Below are 21,066 nucleotides of genomic sequence, written 5' to 3' on the forward strand. Positions count from 1 at the left end.
CATCGCATTTTAGTGAGCTTTAACTTAACACAAAAAAGCACCTCCGCCATCGCTGACAGAGCCGCTTAATTTGTCGATCATTTCGATTAATTTCTAGTCATCCACATCATTTGACGTAGAGCCAGTTAATCGGACTGCTTGCTTAATTAGGATCAATGATAATTCCTTTGCGATAATGATAGAAACGCGGGTCCAACTTTTCATTGATTTTAACTTGATGATTGGATTGATAATAACTGGAAAAAGGCAGAATTTGTTCGATTAAATGACAACCTTTAGTTGAGCGCATGTCCAATTTCACCAGATCACTATTGTCCGTTAACTCATAATGAGTCAACTCATCTGATTGGACTAAGCCAAACATATTCTCCCCTCTCATTTTTTTCAAGGCGGAATCAAAGGGATGGTCATTGTCCAATCTCACTTCATTTCCCCAGCGAAACAAACGACGAGTCCCCCCTCCCACAGCGAATTCCCAAGCATCTTCAGATAACAATTGAAAGCCAGCTCGATGAAGGCTTAACCATAACTCACCATAGTTACAATCCGAATGGTCATAGAGATGATAACTATCTGAATCTTCCCAGCGCTGTGTTAAATAAAAGTGATCTGTTTGCAAAACGCTGACAGGGTATGTCCAAGTTAAGCTGTCTGCTAAAGAAAGTTCAGGATTAAATGTCCGATAAATCTCATCTTGACACTGGTCAAAAAAGGCAAGATCGCCAACAAAATTCCCCGATACGAGATTGTAAGATCCCCGTAAATTCGTCCCCACCGGTTGACTCCTTTTAGCGACAATCATCGGTGGAATATCAACTTTTCGCAAGGAGCTAGTCCTCTGATTGATGTAACGATCGATGTCTTCTAGATACCTAAAATCATCATACTCTTCCTCATTATCAACTGATTTTCCAAATGCCGCTAAATCAGCAAATGTCAAGGAAGTGCCATATTTTTGCTGGTCCCCTTCAATTGTGTCAACCTCTCCCAGTAATTCATGAGTCTTTAGTCCTTGACTTCCAAAATCCCAACCTAAGATCACTTCTTTTTGCCCAGGAATAAAAACAAACACTTCTCCATTAAGCATTAATTCAAAAGTCCGACATTTCATTCCACACATGTCAAAAGTCACCAAGCGCTGCCAGTCAAGGGACAATCGAGGATTCAGAAAAAATTTCAGCACAGCAGCAAATATTTCCGTTTTTTCGTCATCAGTCAATTGTTTCCAATTGTTTATCTGCAAACAGTCGTAAAACTCCATCAGCATAAGCTCCTTCTTAATTCATGTATTTATCTAAAAAAGTCTTAACAGCCTTTGTATAGCCTTCACGATCATCCTTAAAACTCGTACCGTGTTTCGACCCTCTTCCCACGTATTTTTCTTTAGGGCCTTGTGTCGCGTTGTAATTACTTTCCAGCATCTCAAATGGCACAAATTTATCAGCGTCCCCGTGAATAAAGAGCATTGGCAAGCTGTTTTTGTTCAATTGGGCCACTGAGCTGGCTTCATTAAAATTATAACCGGCTTTAATCCCTGAATAGACGGAAGTTAACGGTATCAGCGGAAAACTTGGTAAGTTAAACATATCCTTAAGTTGATAGGATAACTCATTGGCCACTGTGTCATAACCACAATCCTCGATAATCACCTTAACGTTATCTGGCAAGTCTTCTCCTGAAGTCATCATCACCGTTGCTCCTCCCATACTGATACCAAATAACATAATATCAACACCCTCAGGGTAACGATTCACCATCAGCTTAATCCATTCAACATAGTCTAAACGATCAGGCCATCCAAAACCAATATATTCCCCCTCACTTTGACCATGAGCACGCGCATCAGGGACCAGCAAGTCATACCCCATCTCATAAAACAACTCACCAAAGTCTTGCATATGTTCGGCATCACTGCCATAACCATGAGAAAGAATCGCTAATTTGGGAATCCCCTTTTGTTCTTGTTTAAAATGGGTTGCCACTAACTTCAGTTTATCAAAACTCGTTTGCGTGACAGTGGTTGGCTCTTCTTCAACAAACGACCAGTTACTAAAATCACTCCCTTGACTACCACTAGCTTCACTAGCAGAAAGAAACTCTTTTTCCCCTCGAACAATCGCATAATCAAAAAGATAATTGACACCCCAGCCTAATCCTACTATTATAGAGAGTAATAATACGATTCCCACAAAAATTCCTATTTTTTTCACCATTCGTGCTCCATTTCGTATATAATATAATTAATTATGCCATTCTTTAGTTCCAATTATAAAGGAGATTAGTATAAATGAAAACTTATTTCTCTAATGAACAGTGGGCCCAAACTTATGGGCTTTATCTCCGAAACATTGTATTCGTTCAAGAAATGGGCGTTTCCCCTAGTGTTGAATTTGACCATTTGGATAATTACGACCATCCCTATCTGCTGATGATGGATAACGGTTTACCGGTTGGAGCGGTCCGTTACTTACAGAAAGACTCGGAAACGGTCCACCCTGACAGCTTATGTGTCTTGGAAGAATACCGCAATCGCTCAATCGGCTTTCGTTTAATGCTGATGATCGAGCAAAAAGCCCTTGAAAACGGTTGTGTATTCTCCGTCATTCGCTCTCACACAAGGACCATCCCTTTCTACCATCAACTGGGTTACAGTGTCGCGTCTGAAGAATACATTGAAGACGGCAACCTTTATGTTGAGATGCAAAAAAGCCTAATCCCCTCATTGGTGTGATTAGGCTTTTTTGCGTCTGCTTATTTCTTGGTTTTTTTAGCTTTCTTAATCGCACGAGCTTGAGAACGACGTTCAATTCGGCGCTGCATTTTTTCTTTATCAGCAATTGCCCAATTGATTTTTTTCTTGTAGCCCGGTTTAATATTTTTCTTTTTCTTTTTAACAAGACCGATCATCTCAGTATCCAAGTTTTTTTGAGATTTATTGCGTTGTGTTCGGCGATTGCGATCATAACTGTCGATAATTTCGTCGCCTTTAATCTCTTTAGGCACAAACTCAATGCCAATCTTTTCAAGCTCATTGATCGCTTTTTCATCGCTCGGGTCATATAAAGTAATCGCAATTCCGTCTAAGCCATTGCGACCAGTCCGACCCACACGATGAATAAAGAAATCCAACTCATTGGGAATTTCCGCATTAATCACATGAGAGACCCCTTCAATATCGATGCCACGTGCGGCTAAATCTGTCGCTACCACATACTGATACTCCAAATTTTGAACCTGTTTCATGACACGCTTACGTTCACGAGGCAAGATATCCCCATGAATTTTGGCAACTTTCAAGCCTTGATTCTTCAAATAATCAGCAATTTCATCCACCCGTTGCTTCGTATTTGCAAAAACAATGCCTAAATAAGGATGACCAATTGTCAAGAGTTTATGAATCAACTCATTGTTATTTTTCCCTTTAGTTGACACGAGCCAATTATCAATTGTATCAGAAATGATTGATTTTGGCTTAATGTGCTCAATTACCGGATTCACCATATATTTCTTCAAAAATGGCTTTAAGCTCTCTGGAATGGTTGCTGAAAAGACTAACATTTGCAAGTTATTTGGTAACTTACCAGCAATCTTATCCACTTCTTCTAAAAAGCCCATATCCAACGTCATATCTGCTTCATCTACTACAAAAGCCGATGCCGTATGTGCACCTAGGCCATTTTGCTCATTCATTAAATCTAGAATTCGCCCTGGTGTTCCAATAGCAACATGGGGTTGTTGCTTTTCTAATTTAGCCAATTGACGCTTTTTATCAGTTCCACCTACAAAACGTGACACGCGAATTTCAACATCACTCGCTTCTGCCAGTTCCACAGCCGCCTGATAGATTTGATTGGCCAGTTCACGACTAGGTGCTGTCACCAAAATTTGGACCTCATCCTTACTTGGATCAATTTTATCCATTAAAGGTAATAAAAATGTATGTGTTTTCCCTGAACCAGTCTGGGATTGTCCCACGACACTCTTTCCCTTTTTAATCACAGGAATAAGTTTTTCTTGAACTTCTGTCGGTTCTACAAAACCCTTAGCTTCAAGAGCTTTTTCTAAATAAGGCTGTAAATTAAATTGTTTAAAAGAACTCAACGCCTTCACCTCTTTCTCTTCTTTTGCTTCTTTTAATAGTCATCTCAATCATTGTTATATATGGCAGTCATAGTTTAGGCTGGACACCCTTATCTAGTAAAATAGCACTTGCCACATCCACCAGCCCGATACTCCCCACCTCTTTAAAGCTGCTTCTCTTGATTTTCCTGATAAATCGCTACGAGCAATTAAAAAGATGTCCATCGACATTAAAGCACTTTTGCATTATAGCACAATTTGTCTCCCATATCTAAATTTAAATCACCAAAAAAATTAAGATAGGAATAATAAACAAATAAACGATCAACGTAAGCGTTTGCGTTGTTGTCGTAAATTCCACATCAGCTTGATATCGGCGAGCTAACATTAACATCGTATTTTGGGCAGGCATCGCTGATTGAATGATAAAAACTTTTAACATCATCTCAGGAACTTGGATAACAAAGGATAATAAGATAACGATTAGCGGTGAAATCACATAACGTCCCAATAAGATCCCAAAAGTATCTTTAGTCATCTTCAAATTACGAAGACCCGTCTGGAACATAATCATACCAATTACGAACATGGACAATGGCGTCGTCAAATTACTTAAATGACGGGCAAACTTGGTGAGCAACTCAAAACGTGGTAGCTCCAATAACAGCCAAACTAAACCAACAATAAATCCGATCATGGCTGGCGATAACAAAAGCCTCATGACCCCAACAAAATCCATCTTAACCCGATCAATCGTCGGATCTTTACTGTCACCGGAAATCAAATAGATGCCGATTGTCCAAAAGAAAACGGTGTTACAGATATGGTAAAGCAACACATAGGGGACTGACACTTCCCCAAAAATAGCCAAATTTATCGGCAGCCCCATAAAAATCGTGTTGGATGCGGTAAACATCGTTAGAAAAACGCCTAAGCGACTTTTGGGAACTTTCGTCAATTTAGCATATAGATAACCAACCGCAAAAGTGGCTAACATCGAGACCATTGGCAACAGCATGCCTGTAAACAAATGCAAAAATTCTGCTTTCGTAAACCGCTCCGTCATGTTCAAAAACATATTGAAAGGCAAAGCAAGATTCAAGACAAGCTTGGAAAACAAATCAATCGCCTGATTATTAAACCACTTTTTAACAGATAACCAATAGCCTGTAAACACCAGCGCAAATACAACTAAAATATTTAAATACGACTCTAGCATTCTATCACCTTTTCTATTAAATGATCTTTTCTTATTGTATCATCTCCTCAGATGATTGAAAAACGAAAAAAAAGATAGAACCAGATAAATTCTGGCTCTATCTTTAATATTATAAGGCAGTAAGATAAGTTAAGGCGTATTTCAAATGATAAGCACTTGCCAAAGCTAAACTGGCCTCATCAATATCAAATTTTTCATGATGGTGACCGTATTGAGTCTCTTTATTAGCCAAGTTACGACTACCTACACGACCATAAACGCCTTGAGCTACTGCTAAGAAATCAGCAAAATCATCAGCACCTAAGCTCTGAGGGTTATCAGTGATCACGTTATCAGTTCCCACTAGTTCAGCAGCCACCTGAGCCGCTAGTTCAGTGGCTTCCGGATCATTAATCAAAGGGGCAGCAGCATCGTAAACCTCAAAATCAATCGTCGTGCGGTGAGCTTCAGCCACATTTTGGGCAATTCGCTTGACAGCCTCAATCACATAAGCTCGGGTCTCATGACTAAAAGTTCTGACTGTCCCTTCAATCCGTGCTTCATTGGCGATGATATTGTAACGAGTACCGGCATCAAGGACCCCCACTGCCACAACCGCACTTTCTAAAGGGCTGACCTCCCGAGCGACTATTTTTTGCAACTCAACTACAATACTCGCTGCGGCTAAGACAGCATCACGGCCTAAATCAGGACGAGCCGCGTGACCACTTTCACCATGAACATAAATCTTAAAAATATCACAAGAAGCGTTTGTGGGACCAGGAGTCGCCACCAATTGTCCTACGGGCACACTAGAATCCAAATGGATGCCAAACACTTGATCCACCCCTTTGACAAAGCCGCCTTCAACAAACTGCCTTGCGCCAGCGCCAATCTCTTCCGCTTGTTGAAAGGCTAACAAAATGGTGCCGTTAAACTCTAACTGATGTTTTTTTAGAATTTTAGCAACCCCTAGCAGGGAAGCCGTATGACCATCATGTCCGCAGGCATGATTTAAACCAGCATTTTTAGAGGCATACTCTTTTCCTGTTTCATCTGGTAGCTCCAAGGCGTCAATATCCGCTCTTAGCACAATGGTCTTACCTGCCCCCCCTCCTTCAATCGTCCCTAGGGTTCCTGTTTCACCGACACTGACAAAGTCAATGTCGAATTCCGCTAGTTTCGCTTGAATCCATTTTTGAGTTTTATACTCTTTTAGACTAGCTTCTGGATGCTGATGCAAATAACGACGCCACTCGATAATTTGCGGTTCCAGTTCAGTTAATTCTGCTTGAATTGTTTCCCATGTAATTGCCATCTAATTCCTCCTAAGTTTTGATGATTCCTCTTTGGTCGTTTTTACCAGGCAGGAATCGAGCTACCTTTAGATGTTTCTTCAATGATTTTTTTGGTGTCTTCGGTTTGATAAGCTTTCACAATTTTTTGATAAAGCTCATTGTCTTGATCTTCTTTCTTTGCCACGATAATATTGATATAAGGTTTTGACGTGTCATCGATTGGTTCAAGGAAAATGGCATCATCTTGTGGGACTAAACCGGCGTCGATGGCTAACCCATTATTAATAATCGCAATATCCACATCTTTCAATGAGCGTGCCACCTGTGCCGCATCCAATTCACTAATCTCTAAATTCAATTTATTTTCGGTAATATCCTTTGGCGTGGGGGTTGATTTGGCCGCTGGGTCTACTTTAATCAGACCCGCTGTTTGTAACAAGAGTAGGGCGCGTCCACCGTTGGTAACATCATTGGGAATGGACACTTTGGCACCATCTTTTAACTCTTTAATGTCTTTAATCTTTTCAGAATAAATTCCCAGAGGGGCTGTCACAGTATTGCCAATGGCCACTAAATCAGTGCCGTGTTCTTCGTTGTAATTATCCAAAAAGATTTGATGTTGAAAAGAATTAAGCTGAATTTCGCCATCAGCTAAGGCAGCATTTGGCTGATTATAATCTGTAAAACTAACAATCTCCAGCTCGATGCCATCTGCTTTTAGACGGCTTTGAACATCTTCCCAAACTTCATTGTTTTCGCCAATCACCCCTAGCTTAACATTTTCTGACCCTTTAACTTCTTCCGTTTTTTTCCCACAACCAACTGCCAATAAGCTGACTGCTACTAATCCGATTAATCCTGCTAATGTTCTCTTTTTCATTGTCTGTTTCCCCTTTTCGCGGCTTTAAGCCTAGTGTGATATGTCTTAAGCGTGTTCTGTTTTTCGAATAAAATAATTGCCAATCATCTGGCTGATAAAAACCAAAATTAAAATAATCAAGGTAGCCACAACTACCACATCATTCTGGAAGCGATTATAGCCTCTTGCAATGGCTAAATTTCCTAAACCACCACCGCCAACAGCTCCAGCCATTGCCGTCAAGCCGATCAAGTTAATCACTGTCAGCGCACTGGCTCTCACAATCCCAGGAAGGCCTTCTTTTAAGTAGACACGGAAAATAATTTCCAGTGTACTAGATCCCATGGCTTGCGCAGCTTCCACAACCCCACCATCAACTTCAAGCAAGGCGTTTTGAATTTGTCTGGCAAAAAACGGAACTGTTCCAATAACCAATGGCACGATTGACGCCGTTGTCCCAATAGTAGTCCCAACTACCAAGCGAGTAAAAGGCGCTATTACTGCTAACATAATAATAAAAGGTATCGATCGACAGATATTGATAACCTTGTCCAATGTTTCATAAACAAGTTTATTGGGGGCAATACCTTGCCGATCGCTGACCACAAGAATTACGCCTAGGATAATCCCAAAGACGCCAGCAATGATTGCTGTAGCTAATGTCATATAAATGGTCTCAATCGTACTTTGGACCACTTCATCAGATAATTTCACCACATTAGGGAAATACCGGTTAAAAAATTCACTCATACTTACTCCTCCTACTAATTCGATTGCCTTAAAAAGTTAAATCGCCGTCTGCTTTACAAATGGGATTGTTCGGGAACGTTGTACTGATAACGTTTCAACCGACACACCTTGTTCGATTAAATAAACTTTCGCTCGTTCAATTTGTTTCGTATCACCGACTAAAATAACAATTAAGTTACCAATAGGTGTTTGATTTAATACGTCAATATCACCGTATAAAATATTCGCTTCAATTTGATACTTACTGTATAGATGGGCGATTAAAGGTTGGCTGGTTTGACTGCCCACATAAGATAAGTGCACCAACTGATCGCTCTCTTTTAGTTGGACAATCGCCGGATGGTCACCGATCGTTTCCAAGGCCTTGTTTAAATGATTGGCTGTTTGAATAAAATCACGGGTTAACTCATTTTTAGGTTTACTAAAAAGTGTCACAATATCACCTGATTCAATCACACGCCCATCTTCCATGACAGCAACTTTATGACAAATTTCTTTCACCACTTGCATTTCATGGGTAATTAAGACAATCGTCAAACCTAATCGCTTATTTAATTCTTTTAAAAGATCCAAAATAGCCACTGTTGTTTTAGGATCCAGGGCACTTGTCGCTTCATCACAAAGCAACACTTCAGGATCATTGGCCAAAGCCCTGGCAATTGCCACACGCTGTTTCTGCCCTCCAGACAATTGACTAGGGTACTGGTTAGCTTTATCAGAAATCCCAACTAGTTCCAGCAACGAATTTACTTTTTGTTGTTTCTCAGCTTTGGACAAGCCTGCCCCTCGTAAAGGATAAGCCACATTATCAAAAACGGTTCTAGCCTCCATTAAATTGAAATGCTGAAAAATCATGCCGATTTTTTTGCGAGCCTGACGAAGTTCTTTTTTTGTCAAAGTCCCTAATTCTTGATGATTGACGACCACTCGACCATTGGTCGGTGGTTGTAAATAATTTATTACCCGTACCAAGGTACTTTTGCCAGCCCCACTATAACCGACAATGCCATAAACCTCACCTTTATCTATCTTAAGAGTGACATCCCGAACTGCATGAACTATTTTTGCTTTGCCAGTAAAGGTTACCTCAATATTTTCTAGTTTAATCATCCTATTTCCTCCTCTAGTATAAAAAAAATCGCCCTTCTAACCTTTCAACTCTCAGCTGAAAGATTAGAAGGACGAATTAACTCGCGATACCACCTTCATTCGATTAAGACTCGCGCCTCAATCCTTTTCAAGTACTAATACAATACTCTAGCACAATAATGGGTGCTCCCATCGTAGCCTGATGATTTCTCACTCGGTACGCCGCTCCAAGACCATTTTCACTGGCTGACATCCTTCATCTGCTCTCACCTACTTGCCAGATTCTCTGTAAAAGTGTCCACCACTTACTTTCCTTTTCATCGCGTTGATTTATTTAATTTGCCATTCTTTTATTAACTGTTTTGTTTCCTAAAGAAAAAAACTTCCGCCCTTGCAATACAAATTGTATTGCAAGGACGAAAGTTAAACATTCGTGTTACCACCTTGATTTATTCCTTTATCACTAAAGAAATCTTAACCAGTACACAAAGTTTAATAACCTTCGTAGACTGTGACACGTTATCGGGTGTCTTCACCGTAATTGGCTTAAAGAAACTTCTCACCAATTGCTCATCCAAGACCATCTTCAATTTATTTATCATTGCCCACTTTCACCTTGAAGGGCTCTCTTTAAAACGATGCCTAAATTTACTCTTCTTTTCATTTGAGACAGTTAATTCAGTTGTTAATAATGACTATACACAAGTTAAAAAAAATTGTCAATATTTTTTCATTATTTTTTTCATTTACTTAAAAACGACGAAGGGCTGATTGAGAAAGCCTTCGTCGCTACGCCAGTTATTCGGCAGATAAAGCAGCCATTGTAATGTAGTTATAAGGCTGATTAAAATGTGGTAAGAAGAAAATATCCAGTAACTTCAATTTATCAATGGTGACTTTTTCTTCAATCGCCAATGAAAACATATGAATCCCCATAGAAATATCTTCTGTCGATGCCATTTGCGCTCCTAAAACACGACGATTTTTAGCATCATAAATGATTCTAATTTTCACATTGCCATTGTCTTTCATAAAGCCTGGCTTTTGCAGGTCCTCAAACTCGGTATATTTAACCTCAAAACCAGCTTTTTCCGCTGCAGCGATGTTCAACCCAGTTGAAACCATGTTATAACCAAAAATAGAAATTCCGTTAGACCCTTGAACACCAATTGACTCCAGTGGCGTTCCACCAACATTATGTCCAGCGACAATACCGCTACGAACAGCATTTGTTGCCAATGCAATATAAGTTGTGTCTTCCAGGGCATTACTATAGATCGTGGCACAATCCCCAACAGCATAAACATCAGGTAAATTTGTTTCCTGTTTTAAATTCACTTTGTAGGCGCCATTTGTAAATGTTTCAATTTTGTCTTTACCAAGTGTATTATTAGGGGCAAAACCGATCGCCATCAACACTAAGTCAGCAGCATATTCCCCTTTATCAGTTACGACCGTCGTAACTTTACCGTCAACACCTTTGTATTCTTGAACCAATTCGCCAAAGTGATTATGAATGCCATTGTTTTCCAATACCTTATCCATATCTTTAGTGAACCATGAATCATAATAAGTATTCAAACAAGTGTCAGCAGCATCAAAGAGACGCACATTTTTACCACGGCGTTTAGCGGCTTCAGCAATTTCAACTCCGATGTAACCTGCTCCAATAACCGCAACTTCTTTGACATTTGGATCTGCCAAGGCTTGATCCGCCTTTTGACCATCTTGAAACAGTTTAACGAATTGAACGTTTTCCAAATCACTTCCAATAATATTAGGAGCGATCGGCACTGAACCTGTTGCCAAAATCAATTTATCATAATGCTCAACGATCTCTACGCCATCTTTTGTTTTAGCCACGACTTTTTTCTGATCAAAGTCGATAGATTCTACACTCGTTTCCATGTGAACCTTCGCACTTTTATCTTCAAAAGCTTCCTTATTTGTGTAAAATAAATGTTCATACGAATTAATTTGACGTCCCACCCAAAGGGCAGTACCACATCCTAAATAACTTAAATTTGTATTGCGATCAAAAATAACTAATTCATTCTCTGGGTAACTATCCAAAAGTGTGTTTGCAGCAGCAATCCCGGCATGATTTGCACCAATTAAAACTATTTTACTCATAAAGTGTGCTCCTTCAATTTTTTTTCATCCACCAAGCAAAACGCTCGTATTGTGAACGATACCACTACTTTACCTCAAAAGAAAATAAATTTCAAGACAATATTCATTTTTTCACAATTTTTCATAAAATAGTCTAATTAAAAACAAAAAAAGCTAGATTAAAAAACACTTATTTTGCTTTTTATGGTAAAAACAACTAAACTTATCTTTAGTAAGACATTCATCACCAATATAAAGGAAGTTTATTATGAAACTAACTATTAGAGAACGACAGATTCAAACTATTCCAACATTAGAAGTTGTACCTGAACAACTAGCGAACCAGCCTTTGCCACTCATTATTTACTATCACGGATGGCGCAATAATAAAGAGCTGATGCTCACTCAAGCTCGTCGTTTAGCAAATAAAGGGTTCCGTGTTATCTTACCTGACGCCATGAATCATGGTGAACGGAAGGTCACTGAGATTTCAACGATTCCCGGTGTTACCTTTTGGTCCAGTATTCAATACAATATTATCGAATTCAACGTGATTGTTGCCTATTTTAAGGACCGTCAGTGGATTCTTGACGAGCGGATTGGCGTTGGTGGTTATTCTATGGGAGGCATTACCACTGCGGCGCTTCTAAGTCAACATCCAGAAATCACCGTTGCCTCAAGCATTATGGGAACACCGAAACCTTTTGATTATTTAAGGCTGATTCAAACAAAAGTTCGCCAAAGTAATTACCCACTCCCTAATGATTTACGCCTGATTTTAAGTTGGATCCCTCAATTCGATTTATCACTTCAGCCAGAAAAAATGGCCAATCGGCCGATTCTTTTTTGGCACGGGACCGAAGACGAAAAAATCCCTTATGAGCAGGCTCACGAGTTTTACCTCGACAACATGAATCAACCTTATAGTCAACAGACAGTTTTCTTAACCGGTGAAGGGGAAGGCCATCTCGTCACGATTGAATTGATGGAGCAAATTGCCGACTTCTTTGAAACTCACCTCTAACAAAGCGACGTATTATGCTTGAATAAAACTGCTTGGACAACGCGCTAAACGCTCAAAAAGACAGACTGCTTGTTTTTCACAACCAGTCTGTCTTTTGTTTTAATTGGACTTCATTAACTCTTCAACATACTCAACCGTTTCAGGTTGCGTCTCTTTAATTCGTTTGATCGATTCCGCAAATTGTGGTAGGTGAGCTTCATGAGCCAATAACAGCTCGTCTAACAGTGTTTTAGCCATGGTTCCCCCTGGAACTAGTGGATTGATGGTAAAGGCTTGTAAAGCGGCACCATAATCACCGGTAATCGCAGCGCGAATCGTGGTTTCTTCCATGCCTTTCATGCCTTGAATTAAGCCACGAGCAGCTGGTGGGAAGCTCCCCCAATTGTACGGCTCAGGTCCATGGCTTGTCACTGGTCCAGATACTTCAACGACACAATCGTAAGGCAAGTCAACGATGGTGCCATTATTTTCAGTGGACACCACCATATCCGTCCGTTTGTCATTTTGAATAGAGGCAATTAATTCGCAAGCTGCGTCACTGTAGTGTGTGCCACCGCGTTGCTCCAGCTCTTTTGGTTTATAATCCAATTTAGGATCTTTATAAAGTTCAAACAAACGAGCTTCTGTTGCTTTAACAACTTGAGCGCGGGTTTCACCTTTTTCAAACTCTTCGACAGAATGTGCTAACATCTCATCTTCGATATAGTAATAACGATGGTAGCCACAAGGTAACATCCCTAAGTCTTTGATTTGCTCATAATGGAACGGCGCTGAATGAATATTTTTCAAATGACTATCGGCTTCTTCTTGAGGTCCATAAATCAAATCAATTAACTCATCTGTGCGCTCATTTCCTTCTTTATCCCAAACACGGTGCCAATGGAAATGATTGATTCCAGCATATTTAATAAATAACTCTTCTTCAGGAACGCCCAACTTCTCAGCTGCTTGTTTAGAATGACCGATTGGCACATTGCACAGGCCAGCTGTCTTTTTCCAACCACCATGTTTAATCGCTGCTTCTGTCACCATCCCGGCTGGGTTTGTAAAGTTAACCAACCATGCGTTGGGACACATTTCTTCCATGTCTTTGATGATACCTAAAATAACCGGAATCGTCCTAAAAGCTTTAAACATTCCACCAGCACCATTGGTTTCTTGACCTAAGACACCATGAGAAAGTGGCACTCGTTCGTCCTTAATTCGTGCATCCAATAACCCAACACGGAACTGTGTTGACACATAATCAGCGTCTTTCAACGCCTCACGACGATCAAGAGTTAAATGAACCTCCCAATCCAGACCAGCAGCCGCAACCATCCGTTTGGCCATTGCGCCAACAATTTCTAATTTTTCTTTACCTGCTTCAATATCAACTAACCAAATTTCTTTGATAGGCAATTGATCTTGACGTTTAATATACCCTTCGATTAACTCCGGCGTATAACTTGATCCGCCACCAATTGTAACGATTTTCAATGCATTTCTTGACATGATAACCCTCCATTTGATTATATTTGCTGCTTAAACTAACTAAGCAGAATCTCACGAGCAAGTTGATTGAATGGATGCAGTTATTCATCCGTCCTTCAACACCTTTAGAATAACATATAAGAAAGCGGTCTTAAATGGCTAAAGGCTGATTTAACGCCATAAAAAATGTGTTTTTCAGAAAAAAACACTGACAGCTTTCTTTATCTAGAAAGTTGTCAGTGGACGTTTATAAGTTTTGCGTTTGCAAAGCTCTTAAGCCAATGAAGATAAATATAGCGATCGACACAGCTGCCGTCATCCCTTGGACCATGCTCACGCTTGAAGCCGAAATATCCGTGGAAAAACCAAAAATATTGAAAAAGTTACTAATAAAACTATTGGCCATACTAAAGCCAATAGACACTAAAATAGCGGTGTTTCTGCCCTTCATTAAAATCGTTGCAGCCGTAATCATGACGACGCTATTTAAGACCGACAATAAGCTGCTAAAGACTATTGCCAAAACATCAATATCCAAGTTAAATAAGTTAAAAATTTCAACAAAACTTGCGAAAAATTCATTAATCTGACCACCAATTGCCATCTGCACCAAACCGATTACCAAAGGTCCAGCCATCACAGCTATAAAAACCGCTAAAGACAGTAAGATTACCGCCCCGATCTTAGCAAAAAACAATTTAGAGCGATTAACACCTGAAGCGATCATCATGGCCATGACATTATTTTTATAGTCAATGGACAACACGTGGAAAGGAAATAGGAATAAAAAGATTCCATTAGCAAAAATCAACAAAACAAACACCACAGTCATAACAGAGGAAAACCTCATTAAAAAACTTTCACTCCCAAGATGTTGAGTGGTGGTAAATAAAACTGAATAAAATAAGGCTGTCAGGGTATTCAACACTGCCAAAATCAACACTGCCAGCAAATATTTTTTATCTTGAAGGAACTTAAATAATTCCATCTTAAAAATTAATCCGCCTGTCATTGAATCATCCTCCTAATTTAATTTATCAGCCAAGACGGGCGCTTTACTCATCTCAGTAATCATAATTTCCTGACTGTATAATTGATGATAGACTTCCATCCATAGCGGATTAGCCGTGTCTAACTTAATAAGCCCTTCTTTGTTCATTTGGAAAGGAAAATTGTATTCCTTCAAAATAGTAGCCACCCCATGATTATCACTAGTTAACAGCAAACGGACAGCCGTCTTGCGCTCTTCAACCAAGTCAATCGACTCTAAAATCCGCCCTTTATCAATGACAACCACTTCATCACATAACGTCTCCAAGTCATTTTGGACATGACTTGAAATAAGCAGGGTTTGACCATTCTTAGTCAAGGCTTTTAAATACTCTTTAAACCACGCCACCGTCTTCAGATCCAATCCTCTAAAGGGCTCATCTAAAATCAATATCTTAGGATTATGTAGTAATGCAATCAGCAAGATCAATTTTTTTTGCATGCCATAGGAGTAGTTAGAGACCTTTTCTTCTAAAGCCTCTAATAAATCCAACTCAACTGCTAAACGACGAGCCTCCTCTTCATGATGTTCACCACGTAAACCTGAAAAATAAAGAATATTAAACCAGCCAGTGTGATCCTGATAAACTGACATGCCATCTAACACAATGCCCACGTTTAATAAAACCTTATTGTCTTCTTTCACATTGGCGTCGCCGATAAATATATCACCAGAATAAGTGGCAATGATATTAGTGATGGATTTAAACAACGTGGTTTTCCCGGCTCCATTGTGTCCAACCAATCCATATGTCTTCCCTTGCTCAAAACGTAAATGCTCAATACTCAGCACTTCTTTTACGCCATAACGCATTTGTAAGTTTTCAATGCGTATTTCCATTAACTCACCTTCCTCACAATTCTTTGGTGTCTAATCACTAAACCTCTTTTAATATTGTATCATTAAAAAAATACAATTAAGGAGAAAACGCGAAAAAATAATCATTTCAATTATTTCTTAACTAAATCTTGAAGAATGCCATAAATAGTTTCAACATCAGCTTGGGTTCCTCTTAATTCATAATCTGCTAAGAAAGGACAATCAAATTTTTCTGCGTACTGTTTTGCCGTCAAACAATATTGCCAATTAAAATTTTTATTGCCACTGCCAACTACGCCGATACACTTTCGACGATTATCCTGATACTCAATATACTCGCCTAAAGTATTGGTCATAATTTCGTTTGTGCCATTATCCACCCCATTACCACCATCCAGATAAGTCGGCACAAACGCCACAAAAGGGCTCATTTCAGCTTCAAAATGACTTTGGTCATTAATTTCTTTTAACTCGATGAGAGGATTAGCCGGCGTCAACAAATGCTGTGACGCGCCGTGTGCTTGCAGTTTTTTGACAAATGCTCGTGTATTACCTGAAACTGAAAAAAAAAGAATGCGAATACTCATGTTACCTTCCTCCTATATCGTTACTGTCTCTATTATACCCTTTTCTTTAGAGAAAAAAAGACTGTTAAATTCCTGTTACACAAGAATTTAACAGCCGCCATCCATCAACTAATTTTCAACTCATCTCGTCCTCGAAAGTAGCTGATAATCAAGCGCAGAACAATCGTAATTGCCAACAACACGACAAAGAAAGGCAGGGTTTGCCCAGTCAAAAAGCCAATGAATAAGATTGAGTGAAATAACATCGCAGCAACGTAAATCCCAACTGATGTTGACACTATCAAAAATAAGCGCAAAGGATTAAGCGGCAAACAGGCCTTAATAACTCCAAGCAAACTGACAGCAATCAGTAGATAATACATTAGAGTGGTCGTTTCCAGTGCTGTCCAGTCACGATTAGCTCCAATTAGATAAACAGCTATCATATTCATCACCACAAGTAACGCGTTGGGCAAGGCATTGCGCAAGACTGTTGGTAAAAATTTCCCTTTAACCTTACGCTTATCCCCTTCAAATGATAAGAAGAAGGCTGGATACCCTTCAATCGCTAGATCAATCAAGGTGATTTGAATTGGCACAAAGGGAAAAGCGATAGCTGTCAGCAGACAGATGATCGACAAGAAAAAAGAATAAATGGTTTTTATAAAGAAAACACTTGCCACTTTGGTGACATTATTGACCACCCGACGGCCTTCAAATAAGACATCTGGCAAGGTCGTAAAATCAGAATCTAATAAAACTAAATTAGCGATTTGACGTGTCGCACTATCCCCTTCTGCCATGGCAATACTGCAGTCAGCTTCACGGAGCGCCAACACATCATTTACGCCATCCCCAGTCATGGCAACAACATGATCCTGTGCTTTTAACTCGTTGACTAACAGTCGTTTCTGTTGCGGCGAAACTCTACCAAATACGGTGTACTGATTAACTGCCTGACGCACCTCTTTTTCAGTTTCAAAGGTGGATAAATCAACATAACGTTGATAGTCAGGTAAGCCAGCTCGTCGGGCAATATTGGAAACTGTCACCGGATTATCGCCTGAAATCACCTTTAATTCCACACCTTCGGCATGAAGATAAGCCAACGTTTCATCAGCATTTTGACGAATCGGATCGTCGATTTCAAAAATAGCTAAAGGAGTCATCTGAGGTAAGACCATATCGACGATTGGCTGATCACTAAGGGCTAGCATCAACACTCGGTAGCCTTCCTTTTGAGCCTTCAAAACGGCACTAGGTAGCTCGCTTTCTGAAACAAGGCGCTCAGGGGCACCCAGAACCACTGTTCCTAAATCGGCAAACTTAATCGCTCCCCATTTACGCTCAGAAGAAAAGGCCAGTGACTCTTCGGCCACAAACGTCTCTGTTTCCTGATAGTAATCACGAATGGCTTGCATGGTAATATTACCGTCAGTCGACGCTCTTAAATAACTGCCGATAATATCCAAAAAAGCTGGTTCATCAATCCTTAAGAGTTCCACCCGTTGAACCTTCATCTTACCTTCCGTAATCGTTCCAGTTTTGTCCAAACAGAGCGTGTCCACATGAGCCAACGTTTCGACTGAATACATGTCTTGAACCAATATTCGTTTATTGGCAAGTTTCGTCACAGCAGTGGCTAAGGCAATGCTGATTAACAAGACCAGTCCCTTTGGCAGCATCCCTAAGAGAGCTGCTGCCGCTGCCACAACAGCAACTTTGGGATCACTTTGTCGTAAAAATAAGCCTTCTAATAATAGCACTAATCCTAATGGTACAATAATAAAGCTGGTAAACTTGGATACCTTGCGAATAGAATTAACCAGTTCCGATTGAATAGGTTTATGTACTTTCGCTTCATTCGCAATCTTGGTTGCATAATTATCTTTGCCGACCCGATTGACGCGAGCTAAACATTGACCACTGACCAAAAAGCTTCCAGATAACAACTCACTTTCAGCGGTCTTGCCAACTAAATCTGACTCTCCCGTTAATAACGATTCGTTGACCTCCACATGCCCTGCTACAACTAACATATCCGACTGAACTTGCTCACCAGCCTTTAAGCGGACCAAGTCCCCCATTACCAAGTCGGTTGCATCAATGACTGAAGCTTTTCCCTCACGAATGACACTCGCTTGTTCTTTTGAAACAAGTGAGAGCTTCGCCACCATGTTACGAGCATGTATTTCTTGATAAATACCTATCGAGATATTTAGGGCGATAATCACTAGATAAGCCATATTGCTATAAGCGCCCACAAGAGCTAAGCCAATACCAATCAGTACGTTCAGTAAATTAAATAACGTTAAAATATTATCTTTTAAAATATCTTTTGTCGATTTCGCGACATTTTCTGCATAATTATTTTGTTGCCCTGCCGCTTGACGTTGTTTGACTTCTGACAACGTTAACCCTTGCTGAGTCTTTAAGTAATCTTCCATTGTTCGCTCCCTTTTCTCACTCATCTTGCCCCTTGCTAAAAGGGTAAATTATCAATCATTTTCATGATTGACATATTCCATTTCACAATATCAGCATAGAAAAAGTTTCCACCATTTTCATATAAATAACCACGATTGCGAATAAACGCTTGCGGATTCATGTAGCGGTATTGCTTCCCTGTGTTATTTCCCAGCATTGGCGCCAAGACATCTCGTGAGTACTCTTCGGCCAAGTCAATGGTGTTTTTATTGCCACGTTCACTAATAAAACTTATATAATTACTGCCAAAATTATAAGCTTGGACAGCGGTCCAAATATCTGTCCCCTGACTTTCACTTTCATTTATCACCTCTGCCAGATGGGCAACACCAGAATGAATGCTTTCCTCTGAGGTGGTGATTTGATTGGTTGTGCCATACTTACTTTCACTGCTTTGCATTAAATCAATATGATTGCCCTTAGTTTCCGTCAAGATAATCGCCATCACGATACCTCCGTATTCACTAATGCCATATTCCTCTGTCGTTTGACCGACTGTCTCTTGCCATTTATTGACTTCTTCGACTTGTTTCTTCAATATGTATAGATATCTGCCGCCGATAATTAACACGATTAAAAGAAAAAGCATTAACAATCGAAAAATGACACTCTTTCTTTTTCTTTTCATAAAACTTCCAAACCTTTCTCATTCAACTTGATTCACTCAAGTTTGGAGATTTTTAAACTCAGTACGAATTACTATCATACTACTTCTATTAAAAAAATCCTAGTTTGAAAGTTCTTCTTAAAAAATAATTAATACACTGAAATCATGTTATTTAATTCCTGGACCAACCCACCTTCATTGAACTCAATACTTGCTTATACAAAAAAAATTCCCTCGTTTGTTCACAAGGGAATCAGCTACCAATTAGTTTTGATCCGTTAAAAAATCTTCCATTTCAGCAACCATTCGTTTTGATTGAGTGTGATGCAAATAGTGAGAGCCTTCTAAAAGGACCAGTTTACCACGGTTGACACTATCAGCCTGCTCTTGGTGTAGCCCCGTCCAATTTTCAACTGCAGAAGCCTCATCAGCAAACAATAAAACTGGTAAGTCCTTAGGGAAAGCCAGTTGCTGAGCGTCGCTAAAACTTTGACTTAAAGAGGTTGCCTCTTTGGCCAAGGTCCTATTACCTGTGACTTTCATGGTAATCATCTGCATCTGTTCAGCGTTATGGGCTTTTTGCTGATCTTTTTCTTTCTCCTTTTCAGTCAGCTTTAACACCACCCTCATAATACCTGATTTAGCTAAAAAATCCATCGGTGCTGAATTATAACCTGGCCAAGGTTGTTTTGGGACACTTGAGTCAATCCCAACAAAAGCAGTGGCTTCATCAGGATACTGATTAACATACTCTAAACTGTATAGACCTGCAATAGAATGGCCCATTAAAATAAAGTTTTCTAACTTTAACTGCTTCACAACTTCGTGAATTTCCTCAGCCATATTTTGCAAGTTTCGCTGACGATCTGTCTGGCTACTTAACCCATAACCAAAAGGTTCGATTGTCACCACTCGATAATCGTTGGTTAACTCGTCTATCATTGGTGTAAAATCAAGCCTTGGGCTGGCAGTACCAAACCCAGTTAACAATACGATCGTCTTCGGCCCCTTCCCGTCAACCACCACGTTCATCGTACCATCAAAAACACTTAATTTTTGGCCATAATCCTCAATCTTTTTAGCTTCACTCCGTAAACTCAGGCGATGAACAGTAAATATCCCCATTAAAACAATCCCCAATACTATCCCGATCCCAATGATCACCTTCAGAAACCCTTTACTTATTTTTTTTATAAACCTAAATTGCTTTTCTTTCATTTTCTTCGCCTCATTCTTTTTCTAAATACCAAATTAATTCATCCATCGATGTATCCACGACTTTATATTGGCCAATCAATTGTGCCATTCACTGACCAAAATAATCTAGCAATCATCTCATCATGCGAATGCTCTATTTAAACTGTCACTCCCCATTTTTATTTTCCATTCTTTTTTCACCAAAACATTCAATCGGTATGTTTTAAATTACACTGTATTGACGCGCTTGTCAACTACTAAAACTTTAAACGCTTTTTAAGCGCTTTAAACCTACAATCAGCTTACTATTGTAGGTTTCTAAGGGGTCAACGAAATCAAAACCTCCAGTGAGAACTGGAGGTTTGCTCTTCGGCTGGAAGCCTCTTTTACCGGCCACGGCCTAAAAGGCCTCCTGAGCGGGTCTCCCTCACGCACCACTTTTTCTCACTGATTCTA

General features: G+C 39.8%; 18 protein-coding genes. 2 read left to right on the forward strand and 16 right to left on the reverse strand.

Annotation, left to right across the window (positions count from 1 at the left end; all coding sequences use genetic code 11):
• Positions 1-142: 142 nt before the first annotated feature.
• Complete coding sequence (locus tag I6N95_RS26170; RefSeq protein WP_209533019.1) at positions 143-1,261, reverse strand: DUF7278 family profilin-like fold-containing protein; 1,119 nt, start codon at positions 1,259-1,261, stop codon at positions 143-145.
• 16 nt (positions 1,262-1,277) lie between these two features.
• Positions 1,278-2,213: an alpha/beta hydrolase gene (locus I6N95_RS26175; RefSeq protein ID WP_209533020.1), complete on the reverse strand. Its 936-nt coding sequence runs from the start codon at positions 2,211-2,213 to the stop codon at positions 1,278-1,280.
• 74 nt (positions 2,214-2,287) lie between these two features.
• Between I6N95_RS26175 and I6N95_RS26180 the strand changes: the two genes are divergently transcribed.
• Positions 2,288-2,731, forward strand: coding sequence for a GNAT family N-acetyltransferase (locus I6N95_RS26180; protein ID WP_209533021.1), 444 nt, complete (start codon positions 2,288-2,290; stop codon positions 2,729-2,731).
• 20 nt (positions 2,732-2,751) lie between these two features.
• On the opposite strand, the gene I6N95_RS26185 is transcribed toward I6N95_RS26180, so the two are convergent.
• The 7 genes from I6N95_RS26185 to nox form a co-directional block, all read right to left on the reverse strand.
• Positions 2,752-4,101, reverse strand: a complete 1,350-nt coding sequence (locus I6N95_RS26185) for a DEAD/DEAH box helicase (protein ID WP_245249894.1) — start codon at positions 4,099-4,101, stop codon at positions 2,752-2,754.
• A 256-nt stretch (positions 4,102-4,357) separates the two neighbouring features.
• Positions 4,358-5,299, reverse strand: a complete 942-nt coding sequence (locus I6N95_RS26190) for an AEC family transporter (RefSeq protein ID WP_209533023.1) — start codon at positions 5,297-5,299, stop codon at positions 4,358-4,360.
• Between the two features lie 109 nt (positions 5,300-5,408).
• On the reverse strand, positions 5,409-6,596 hold the full coding sequence (locus tag I6N95_RS26195; RefSeq protein ID WP_209533024.1) for an amidohydrolase: 1,188 nt from the start codon (positions 6,594-6,596) through the stop codon (positions 5,409-5,411).
• Between the two features lie 41 nt (positions 6,597-6,637).
• Positions 6,638-7,456, reverse strand: a complete 819-nt coding sequence (locus I6N95_RS26200) for a MetQ/NlpA family ABC transporter substrate-binding protein (RefSeq protein WP_209533026.1) — start codon at positions 7,454-7,456, stop codon at positions 6,638-6,640.
• Between the two features lie 45 nt (positions 7,457-7,501).
• Positions 7,502-8,185 (reverse strand): methionine ABC transporter permease, encoded by a 684-nt coding sequence (locus I6N95_RS26205; RefSeq protein WP_209533028.1) that lies wholly within the window; start codon positions 8,183-8,185, stop codon positions 7,502-7,504.
• 36 nt (positions 8,186-8,221) lie between these two features.
• Complete coding sequence (locus I6N95_RS26210) at positions 8,222-9,295, reverse strand: methionine ABC transporter ATP-binding protein (protein WP_209533030.1); 1,074 nt, start codon at positions 9,293-9,295, stop codon at positions 8,222-8,224.
• Between the two features lie 777 nt (positions 9,296-10,072).
• Entirely contained in the window at positions 10,073-11,407 is a 1,335-nt protein-coding gene (gene nox / locus I6N95_RS26215; RefSeq protein WP_209533032.1) for a H2O-forming NADH oxidase, read from the reverse strand.
• A gap of 247 nt (positions 11,408-11,654) precedes the next feature.
• Between nox and I6N95_RS26220 the strand changes: the two genes are divergently transcribed.
• The gene (locus tag I6N95_RS26220; RefSeq protein ID WP_209533034.1) at positions 11,655-12,410 is read left to right on the forward strand and encodes an alpha/beta fold hydrolase; all 756 of its coding nucleotides are present in this window, start codon (positions 11,655-11,657) and stop codon (positions 12,408-12,410) included.
• A 99-nt stretch (positions 12,411-12,509) separates the two neighbouring features.
• On the opposite strand, the gene I6N95_RS26225 is transcribed toward I6N95_RS26220, so the two are convergent.
• The 7 genes from I6N95_RS26225 to I6N95_RS26255 all read right to left on the reverse strand — a co-directional run bounded on the left by I6N95_RS26225 (position 12,510) and on the right by I6N95_RS26255 (position 20,631).
• On the reverse strand, positions 12,510-13,904 hold the full coding sequence (locus I6N95_RS26225) for a 6-phospho-beta-glucosidase (RefSeq protein ID WP_209533036.1): 1,395 nt from the start codon (positions 13,902-13,904) through the stop codon (positions 12,510-12,512).
• A 226-nt stretch (positions 13,905-14,130) separates the two neighbouring features.
• A complete protein-coding gene (locus tag I6N95_RS26230; RefSeq protein ID WP_209533038.1) occupies positions 14,131-14,895 on the reverse strand; it encodes a hypothetical protein in 765 nt (254 codons plus the stop codon).
• 12 nt (positions 14,896-14,907) lie between these two features.
• The gene (locus I6N95_RS26235) at positions 14,908-15,774 is read right to left on the reverse strand and encodes an ATP-binding cassette domain-containing protein (protein WP_209533040.1); all 867 of its coding nucleotides are present in this window, start codon (positions 15,772-15,774) and stop codon (positions 14,908-14,910) included.
• A gap of 110 nt (positions 15,775-15,884) precedes the next feature.
• On the reverse strand, positions 15,885-16,340 hold the full coding sequence (gene nrdI, locus I6N95_RS26240; protein ID WP_209533042.1) for a class Ib ribonucleoside-diphosphate reductase assembly flavoprotein NrdI: 456 nt from the start codon (positions 16,338-16,340) through the stop codon (positions 15,885-15,887).
• 104 nt (positions 16,341-16,444) lie between these two features.
• The gene (locus tag I6N95_RS26245) at positions 16,445-18,766 is read right to left on the reverse strand and encodes a cation-translocating P-type ATPase (protein ID WP_209533047.1); all 2,322 of its coding nucleotides are present in this window, start codon (positions 18,764-18,766) and stop codon (positions 16,445-16,447) included.
• Between the two features lie 35 nt (positions 18,767-18,801).
• Complete coding sequence (locus I6N95_RS26250; RefSeq protein ID WP_209533044.1) at positions 18,802-19,434, reverse strand: lysozyme family protein; 633 nt, start codon at positions 19,432-19,434, stop codon at positions 18,802-18,804.
• Between the two features lie 243 nt (positions 19,435-19,677).
• Positions 19,678-20,631, reverse strand: a complete 954-nt coding sequence (locus tag I6N95_RS26255) for an alpha/beta fold hydrolase (protein ID WP_209533046.1) — start codon at positions 20,629-20,631, stop codon at positions 19,678-19,680.
• Positions 20,632-21,066: the final 435 nt, after the last annotated feature.

The sequence above is a fragment of the Vagococcus allomyrinae genome, assembly GCF_017829975.1.
Classification (GTDB): domain Bacteria; phylum Bacillota; class Bacilli; order Lactobacillales; family Vagococcaceae; genus Vagococcus_D; species Vagococcus_D allomyrinae.